At 42.8% G+C, this 9,293-nt stretch carries 8 protein-coding genes; 7 read left to right on the top strand and 1 reads right to left on the bottom strand.

The window, feature by feature from the left end:
* Positions 1-43 precede the first annotated feature (43 nt).
* The 7 genes from UB32_RS00990 (at position 44) to UB32_RS00960 (ending at position 7,803) form a co-directional block, all read left to right on the top strand.
* Positions 44-997, top strand: coding sequence for an ABC transporter permease (locus UB32_RS00990; RefSeq protein ID WP_044390483.1), 954 nt, complete (start codon positions 44-46; stop codon positions 995-997).
* 5 nt (positions 998-1,002) lie between these two features.
* Positions 1,003-1,998, top strand: a complete 996-nt coding sequence (locus UB32_RS00985; protein WP_044390482.1) for an ABC transporter ATP-binding protein — start codon at positions 1,003-1,005, stop codon at positions 1,996-1,998.
* 56 nt (positions 1,999-2,054) lie between these two features.
* Complete coding sequence (locus tag UB32_RS00980; RefSeq protein WP_277813867.1) at positions 2,055-3,680, top strand: peptide ABC transporter substrate-binding protein; 1,626 nt, start codon at positions 2,055-2,057, stop codon at positions 3,678-3,680.
* A 148-nt stretch (positions 3,681-3,828) separates the two neighbouring features.
* Complete coding sequence (locus tag UB32_RS00975) at positions 3,829-4,749, top strand: S66 peptidase family protein (RefSeq protein ID WP_044390478.1); 921 nt, start codon at positions 3,829-3,831, stop codon at positions 4,747-4,749.
* Between the two features lie 19 nt (positions 4,750-4,768).
* Positions 4,769-5,857: a dipeptide epimerase gene (locus UB32_RS00970; RefSeq protein WP_044390477.1), complete on the top strand. Its 1,089-nt coding sequence runs from the start codon at positions 4,769-4,771 to the stop codon at positions 5,855-5,857.
* A 3-nt stretch (positions 5,858-5,860) separates the two neighbouring features.
* Positions 5,861-6,790 (top strand): C40 family peptidase, encoded by a 930-nt coding sequence (locus UB32_RS00965; protein WP_044390476.1) that lies wholly within the window; start codon positions 5,861-5,863, stop codon positions 6,788-6,790.
* A 2-nt stretch (positions 6,791-6,792) separates the two neighbouring features.
* The gene (locus UB32_RS00960) at positions 6,793-7,803 is read left to right on the top strand and encodes an ABC transporter ATP-binding protein (protein ID WP_044390475.1); all 1,011 of its coding nucleotides are present in this window, start codon (positions 6,793-6,795) and stop codon (positions 7,801-7,803) included.
* A 612-nt stretch (positions 7,804-8,415) separates the two neighbouring features.
* On the opposite strand, the gene UB32_RS00955 is transcribed toward UB32_RS00960, so the two are convergent.
* Positions 8,416-8,958, bottom strand: coding sequence for a hypothetical protein (locus tag UB32_RS00955; RefSeq protein ID WP_128721461.1), 543 nt, complete (start codon positions 8,956-8,958; stop codon positions 8,416-8,418).
* Between the last annotated feature and the right edge of the window lie 335 nt (positions 8,959-9,293).

Raw genomic sequence — 9,293 nt, 5'->3', positions numbered from 1 at the left:
AAATCTTTAGTTCCGTCTATATGCATAAAAAGGAGGAAAAATGATGGCTCTGCGAAAACATCAGGAACATCAGGCAAATTCGTCGATTCCCGATGACTGGTTTGTTCCTATTGAAAAGAGTGACTCAGAAGCAGAAGCCATTGTCAGGCCCAGTCTGTCTTATTGGCAGGATGCCTGGAGACGCCTCCTGAAAAATAAACTGGCCATGATGGGATTGTTTTTCTTGTCCGGTTTGACATTCATGGCTGTTTTCGGACCACTCATTTCACCACATACAGTCGACCATCAGGATTTAATCAACCAGAACCTCTCGCCATCAAGTAAAAATTGGTTTGGGACCGATGAACTTGGGCGCGATGTATTCACGCGTACGTGGTACGGAGCACGGATATCCTTGTTCGTGGGGATTGCAGCGGCCTTGATTGATTTTCTCATTGGCGTCATTTATGGCGGTATTGCAGGCTACAAGGGTGGCAGGACAGACCATTACATGATGAGGGTCATTGAGGTTCTTTATGGACTGCCGTATTTGCTTGTGGTCATTCTAATCAGCGTCGTGATGGGACCGAGTCTCGCAACGATCATATTTGCGTTGACGATAACAGGGTGGATAGGAATGGCTAGGATTGTCCGCGGACAGGTCCTGCAAATCAAAAATTATGAATATGTGTTGGCGTCTAAGACATTCGGTACTAAAACAGGGAGGATTATCCGTAAAAATCTTCTTCCCAATACGATGGGCCCGATCATCGTACAAATTACCCTTTCCGTTCCATCAGCAATCTTTGCTGAAGCATTCCTTAGCTTCCTTGGTCTTGGAATCCAGGCCCCACTTGCGAGCTGGGGTTCAATGGCTAGCGATGCTTTGCCAGTAATATTATCGGGTGATTGGTGGAGGCTGTTTTTTCCGGCATTCTTCATCTCTTTGACGATGTTCTCATTTAATGTGTTAGGTGATGGGCTTCAGGATGCGCTTGATCCGAAGCTAAGGAGGTAAGCACCATGGAAAAAGTACTCGAAGTAAAAGATCTTCATGTTTCATTCAAGACATACGGCGGCGAAGTAAAAGCCGTCCGCGGTGTCACTTTTGATTTACATAAAGGAGAAACCTTGGCTATCGTTGGAGAATCTGGATGCGGAAAAAGTGTAACTTCGCAAAGCATCATGAGACTGATTCCAGAACCGCCAGGGAAGTTTGACGGAGGCTCGATTCTTTATAAAGGGAAAGACCTGACAAAATTGAAAGATCCAGAAATGCGAAAAATTCGCGGGTCCGCTATTTCAATGATTTTTCAAGATCCGATGACCGCACTGAATCCAACTTTGACGATCGGTGACCAGCTTACTGAAGGAATCCTGCAGCATATGAAGCTGACCAAAGAGCAGGCGAAAAAAGTAGCGGTTGATATGCTGTCCCTTGTCGGGATCTCCAGTCCTCATGTCCGGCTAAAACAATATCCGCATCAGTTCAGTGGAGGTATGAGGCAAAGAATCGTTATTGCGATGGCGCTAGTGTGCCAGCCGGAAGTTTTGCTTGCCGATGAGCCGACAACTGCACTTGATGTGACCATCCAAGCACAAATTCTGGAACTATTCAGAGATATTCAGAAAAAGACAGGCGTATCGATTATTTTAATTACCCATGATCTCGGAGTAGTTGCCCAAGTTGCTGATCGGATTGCCGTTATGTATGCCGGCAAGATCGTCGAAACAGGTACGAGAAGAGAAATCTTTTATAATCCGCAGCACCCATATACAAAAGGATTATTGAATTCTGTGCCGCGTTTAGATATAGAAGAAGAGGAATTGATTCCAATTGGAGGCACGCCGCCAGATTTGTTTTCTCCGCCTGTGGGATGTCCGTTTACAGCAAGATGCCCGTATGCGATGGCGGTATGTGACAGAGTATATCCGGATCAGACCTGCCTATCGGATAGCCACGGAGTAGATTGCTGGCTTCAGGACGTGCGGGCCAAGAAGTTGCTGGCAACCAAATAGTGGTCAAATAGGCTTATGCCTTTTGATAAAAAAGTAACATACGAGGGGGAAACAGAGTGAAGAAAATTTTAACGATGTTAATGGCAGCATTTCTTGTGTTCACGATGGCCGCATGTACGGCAAATAATGACGCTGGCAAAGAGACGGATGGAAAAGACAGTGGGGACAAAGGCGAAGAAAAGGTACTTTACCTGAATAACGGCCAGGAGCCTACATCTTTTGACCCGCCAATCGGTTTTGATTCCGCATCATGGAATTCTTTGAACAACTTGATGGAAGGCTTGACGAGACTTGGCAAAGATCATCAGCCGGAAGCTGCAACTGCAGAAAAGTGGGATGTATCTGAAGATGGTAAGACTTACACATTCCATATTCGTAAAGATGCAAAGTGGTCTAATGGTGATGATGTAACAGCAAATGATTTCGTATTTGCATGGAAGCGACTATTGGATCCTGCAACTGGATCAGCAGCTGCTTTCCTCGGCTATTTTATCGAAGGCGGAGAGGAATTTAACAGTGAAAAGGGTTCTGCTGAAGATGTTAAAGTAAAGGCTGTTGATGATAAAACGTTCGAAGTTACTTTAACAAGTCCACAAGCATACTTTCTCAGTGTGATTGCCAATCCGGCTTTCTTCCCGATCAATGAAAAAGTTGCGAAGGAAAATCCAAAATGGTTCGCCGAAGCGGATTCATTTGTAGGAAACGGGCCTTTCAATCTGGCAAGCTGGGAGCATGACACAAAATTCGTCATGAAAAAGAACGACCAGTACTGGGATGCGAAAAATGTTAAACTTGACCGCATTGAATGGGCGATTGTGGATGATACCAATACGGAATATCAAATGTATCAGGCAGGGGATCTTGACGTTTCAGACGTTCCTGCAGAACTGAGTGAAAAGCTGTTTAAAGAAGGAAAAGTGCAGGTTGAAGACCAGGCAGGAGATTACTTTTACCGTTTTAACGTTACGAAGGAACCATTCCAAAACGTTAATATCCGGAAAGCGTTTGCTCTTGCTGTTGACCAGCAAAAGATCGTTGACTTTGTCACAAAGAACAAAGAAAAAGCTGCTTATGGATTTGTATCGCCGGGATTCAAAGATCCATCTGGTAAAGATTTCCGTGAAGTAAATGGGGACTTTAACAAAACAAACGTTGAAGAAGCTAAAGCATTGCTAGAAAAGGGAATGAAAGAAGAAGGATATACCGAGCTCCCTGAAGTTACCCTGACTTACAGCACAAGTGATGTGCATAAGAAGATCGCAGAAGCATTGCAGCAAATGTTCAAAGAAAACCTTGGAGTAGAAGTCAAGCTAGCGAACATGGAATGGAATGTATTCGCAGAAGAACAGAAGGCATTAAAGCATCAACTTTCTCGAAGTTCTTTCCTTGCTGATTACGCAGATCCAATAAACTTCCTAGAAAACTTCCAGACGGGACATTCCATGAACCGTACAGGCTGGGGAAATCCGAAGTATGATGATCTGATTCAAAAAGCGAAAAACGAATCGGATGAAACGAAACGATTTGAATTAATGTACGAAGCTGAAAAGATTCTTTTTGAAGAAGCACCTTTCTTCACTGTTCACTTCTATAATCAGGTATATCTTCAGAATGAAGCTGTAACAGATGTTGTTCGTCACCCGGTAGGATATCTGGAATTGAAGTGGGCCGATAAGAAGTAACTTTTCTAAGAAAGGGGTGTTCGTCTTGGAACACCTCTCTTTTTTACTTGTACATACTTAACATATGACTCTCTGTTTTCCAGGAAAAAAAGAGTGTTTTCACCAGATTTGTCCAAAATAATTCAATGATCAAAGGGAGTTGATGGACATGGCAATTAAACCCGAGCGCCTAAAGAAAGGGGATACTGTTGCAGTCATTGCGCCAGCAAGCCCACCTAATAAGGGAAATTTAAAGCGGGGCCTGGACTTTCTTGAAGATCTAGGTCTGAACTATAAATTAGGTAAGTCCTTGTATGAAGTATACGGTTATCTTGCAGGTAATGATCATGCGAGGTTGGAAGATTTGCATGAAATGTTCCTTGATGACGAGGTAAAAGCGATTATCTGTGCAGGAGGCGGTTATGGCACGGCTCGAATCGCCTCAGCTATTGATTATAAACTAATGGAAAACCATCCAAAGATATTCTGGGGTTACAGCGATATTACTTTTTTACACACAGCCATTCGGCAGCAGACAGGTCTTGTCACCTTCCATGGTCCCATGCTTGCCTCCGATATTGGAAAAGAAGGTGCCCATCCACTGTCCAAAGAGACATTCCGACAGTTATTCCAGCCGACAGAATTGCAATATGATCAAGATTTTTCGCAAATAGAAGAGCTAGTAAAGGGTTCTGCAGAAGGCCCATTAGTCGGCGGCAATTTGTCACTCCTTTCAAGCTCGATGGGAACGCCGTTTGAAATTGATACAAAAGGCAAGATTCTGTTGATCGAAGAAATTAATGAAGAACCAAGGGCTGTTGACCAGATGCTTAATCAGTTGCATATGGCAGGGAAACTTCAAGAGACATCGGGAATTATTGTAGGTGACTTTCATGATTGTGTTCCGGAAAGAGAGCTGTCGTTATCCCTTGAGGAAGTCATTGAACACTATGTAAAACTCGCGGGCAGACCTACACTAAAGGGATTTAAAATGGGGCATTGTTCGCCGCATATCGGAGTTCCGTTCGGAACGATTGCGAAAATGGATACTGTTGAAAAAAGGTTAATTGTCGAGAGTGGCATCAACTAGTACCGAAGGAGACAAGAAAATGATTATGGAAAAAATGGAAACATTCCGAACAACGGTCCCTCTGAATAAGCCCTTCAAAACAGCTCTTCGTACAGTTACGGTTGCTGAAGCAATTTTTGTAAAAATCACCTGCGATAATGGGATTGTCGGCTGGGGTGAGGCACCACCGACCCTGGTGATTACAGGAGACAGTCTTGCTGGCATTGAGGCGGGAATCAATGATGCAATCCGCCCTTTCTTAGTAAAACAAAATCTCCTTGACTATGAAGCTATTTTTCAGGGATTAAAAACGATTCTTGTTAATAACACTAGTGCGAAGGCAGCTGTAGATATGGCATTGTACGACTGCCTATCTCAACATAGCGGACTTCCGCTCTATCAATTTCTTGGCGGCTTCAGGAATAAAATTGAAACGGATTTCACTGTCAGCGTGAATAGTCCTGTAGAGATGGGTGAGGATGCAGTTGAATACGTAAAAAATGGGTTCAATGTCCTTAAGGTTAAGGTAGGTATTGGCGAAATAGCTACAGACATTGCGAGGATCAAGGAAATCCGCAGCAGGGTCGGCAAAGAGATCAAAATTCGACTTGATGCGAACCAGGGGTGGAAACCAAAAGATGCAGTCAGGGCAATTCGAAGGATGGAGGATGCAGGCCTGGACATCGAACTGGTAGAACAACCCGTAAAAGCCGAGGACCTCGACGGCCTGAAACAGGTCACCGATTCAGTTGATACATTGATTATGGCCGACGAAAGTGTCTTCTCACCCAAACAGGCATTTGAGGTGATCAGAAGGAGAAGTGCTGATCTGATTAACATAAAGTTAATGAAATCAGGCGGAATTTATCAGGCTCAAATCATCAACCAGATGGCTGAAACGGCCGGGATGGAATGCATGGTAGGAAGCATGATCGAAACCAAGCTTGGTATTACGGCTGCTGCCCATTTTGCTGCTAGCAAGAAAAACATCACCCGCTTTGATTTTGATGCACCGTTAATGCTAGCAAAAGAATCAATATTTGGCGGCATTCAGTATAACGGCAGAGAGATAACACTACCCGAACGAACAGGTCTCGGGATTGAACAAGTCCTTTTGAAGGAGGAATGATCAATGGAAAGCAATAAAATTTGGCTCGTCAATGTCCCGGTAGCAACTCTTTGGACTTCGTATGATTCTCCAAGGGACATGGATGAAAATGCAATATCAGCTACAGTTAATCTTGAAGAGTGGCTAGAAAAACTCACGTATGAATCGAGGCTGCAGTTATGTGATAATCATCTCGTTCAATCTCAAGTTTTATTTGGCCAAGAGGTATTGATCCTTGATGAAAAGGAAGATTGGGCTTATGTCGTTATCCCGGACCAGCCTTCAAACAAAGACAAAAGAGGTTATCCAGGCTGGATCCCAAAGACTCAGTTGATTCAACAGTCTGATTGGTATAGTAAAAAAGGGCAAATCGCTGTCGTTACATCCAAGAAAGCCTTGCTATATTCAGAACAAAATGAAAAATTATTGGAATTAAGCTATCAGACAATGCTGCCTGTCGTGGAGGATGTTGCCAACCGCATCCGAGTCAAGACGCCGACAGGAATTGGGATTTTGCGTACAGAGGATGTTGAAATCCATCCATCTGAAAAGGAAATTCCAAAAAAGAATGGCGATTCGATCGTAGCGGCAGGTCAACAATTTCTTGGACTGCCGTATCTATGGGGAGGCATGAGCAGCTATGGATATGATTGCTCCGGATTCAGCTACAATATGTGCCGGGCCAATGGATATAGTATTCCAAGGGATGCGCATGAACAGGCAGCAGCCGGCGTAAACATCGAAATTCAGGATATCCTGCCAGGGGACTTGCTTTTCTTCGCATATGAAGAAGGGAAAGGACAAATTCATCATGTAGGCATTTATTATGGAGATGGAAAACTTCTACATTCTCCAAAAACCGGCAAAAAAATTGAAATTATTCCACTCGAAGGTACAATCTATGAAAAAGAACTCTGTGCAGCTAGACGCTACTGGATGAATACGGAGGCATAATGATGAATAAAGAAATTCTATTAAGTGTCAGAAATTTAAAAAAGTATTTTGCCATGGGGAAAAGTGGAGTTCTGAAAGCTGTGGATGGTATATCCTTTGATATTTATAAAGGGGAGACATTTGGGCTTGTTGGAGAATCCGGCTGTGGCAAATCCACTGCTGGAAGGACCATGATTGGCCTGTATGACCGCACAGATGGAGAAGTCATTTTTAATGGAAAGAATGTCCATTCATTATTTGAAAAAGAGAAATTCCATTTTTACAAGCAGATGCAAATGATTTTTCAGGATCCGTACGCTTCTTTAAACCCGAGAGCCACAGTCAAAGAAATTATAGCTGAACCAATGGAAGTCCATGGATTATTTCCAAATAGAAAGGAACGTCTTGAACGTATCTATCAACTGCTCGAGGATGTTGGCTTGAATCGGGATCATGCCAATCGTTATCCTCATGAGTTCAGTGGCGGACAGCGTCAAAGGATAGGAATCGCAAGAGCACTTGCGCTCGACCCAGAGTTTATCATTGCTGATGAACCGATTTCCGCCCTGGATGTATCTGTACAAGCGCAAGTAGTGAATCTTCTGAAACGATTGCAAGAGGAAAAAGGGTTGACCTATCTATTCATTGCTCATGACCTTTCTATGGTTAAGCAAATAAGCAACAGGATTGGTGTCATGTATCTTGGCCATATCGTTGAACTGACCGCGAGCAGTCAATTATATAAAAAACCGCTTCACCCATATACCCAGGCATTATTATCAGCCATCCCAATTCCGGACCCTGATGTGGAAGACCAGAGAGAACGCATCATTCTTGAGGGAGAGCTGCCTAGTCCGATGGACCCGCCAAGCGGATGTGTTTTTAGGACAAGATGCAAACACGCAATGGAAGTCTGCGCCGTGAAAAAACCGGTCTGGCAGGAAATCGATAAGGATCATTTTGTAGCTTGTCATTTATATAATGTGGAAGTAACCAATGATGGGAATAAGGAAATGCTAATAAATTTCAGGTAAGGGTTTAGCCTGCTTTTATGAATCAATCGCATTGGAAACAAGACTGGAGAATGGGTTGGTATGGAACACGATTTTGCTGTCATTACATATAGAGACAGCCGGCTGTCTTGATTGATGGTCTAGAAGATAATAAGACAGGAAAAACGATGATCCGATAAGTTGGAAAGCTTATCAAAGCATGTATATCATGTGTTATGACAGGAAACTCCACATATTGATAGCACTGGATATTAATATGATAGAAACTGCTAGCTTTTTGATATGGCTATGATTGTTACAGAAATGCGTGTGAGTTAGAAAGCACAAGCAGATGTAATGGATATGGTACCGCACTGGGTTTAACCAAGGAGAATAAAATTCTCTCGAGATGAAAAAAGAACGAGGATTCACTCCCGTTCTTTTTTTCATGACTTCTTATCCTTTCTTAGTCATGTAGCCTTTTGAACCTGCATTCCCGAAATTTGTAACGAGAATTCGTTGTGAAAGCCTTTATTTACAATGTTTATAACGTTTTTTCTTAATAATAACTCGTTATATATAACTGATTTTGTAACGTGGCAATGTCCTTTGTTTTCAAGGGTTTTGAAGGTCCTCGTTATACAATCTGGGAATCTAGGTTTGAAGTAATTTTGCTTTTTCTTCTTGCAAGCTGTATTTAATGGCCCACAATATGAAAATTATTCCGGCGAAAATATATAGCATTCCGCCAAAAAAACCAACCAATCGAGGGCTGTACCATTCTAATGCTGTTCCAGTAAGAAGCATGGAGATCCCTATGAAAGTGTTCGAGATCATGGACGTTAACCCAAAATACATTCCGTGCCACTTTGAAGGTATAGTTTCCATTGCTACCGTATCAACGAGTGTGTTTCCAATTCCGCTGAATATAGCTGTGATTCCAAAAAGCAAAGCTGCTACCCAGAAAAATTTGCTCTGGCTTATGGCAGAAAGAATGAATCCTTCACCGATCATGCACAGGAATACAAAAAGCAAATAACGGGTTTTTATTAACCTGGTTAACATTGGACTGATAATCAGGCCTAATCCAAGAATACTATACAAAATGCCGACTCCTAAATCTTGCATGCCAAATGTTTCTACAGCATATACGCTTAACAATACGTTTTCTATGCCGTTAATCAGTGGTATGATCATTTCAAACAGCATAAGCATGATAAGGAAAGAAGAAGTGGCGATAACCGGTAACAGGTCCAGGTAACTTTCCCGTTTTTATGTCTTAATAAACTGTGGCATTGTCTCCTGCCCTGTTTTAGGCAAAGTCGAAATAATCCAGCCGGCGCCTAGAAATGATGCAATGTTGATAAGAAAGGCAGCTTTTGCCCCGAGGAAATATGAAACAATCCCGCCGCTGAAAGCTCCGATTACAAATTTTCCGAACGAAAAAGCCCACGCAGGTTCGATAGCACCCTCTTTAGAGGTGGGATGAAAGTTCGGTCAGACAAGGGGCAGCTTTTGCTACCTTAATTGTC

It is taken from the genome of Mesobacillus subterraneus (assembly GCF_000934845.1).
Classification (GTDB): domain Bacteria; phylum Bacillota; class Bacilli; order Bacillales; family Cytobacillaceae; genus Mesobacillus; species Mesobacillus stamsii.
The sequence above is the reverse complement of the archived record's forward strand: the minus strand, read 5'-3'. Positions and strand labels throughout refer to the sequence as shown.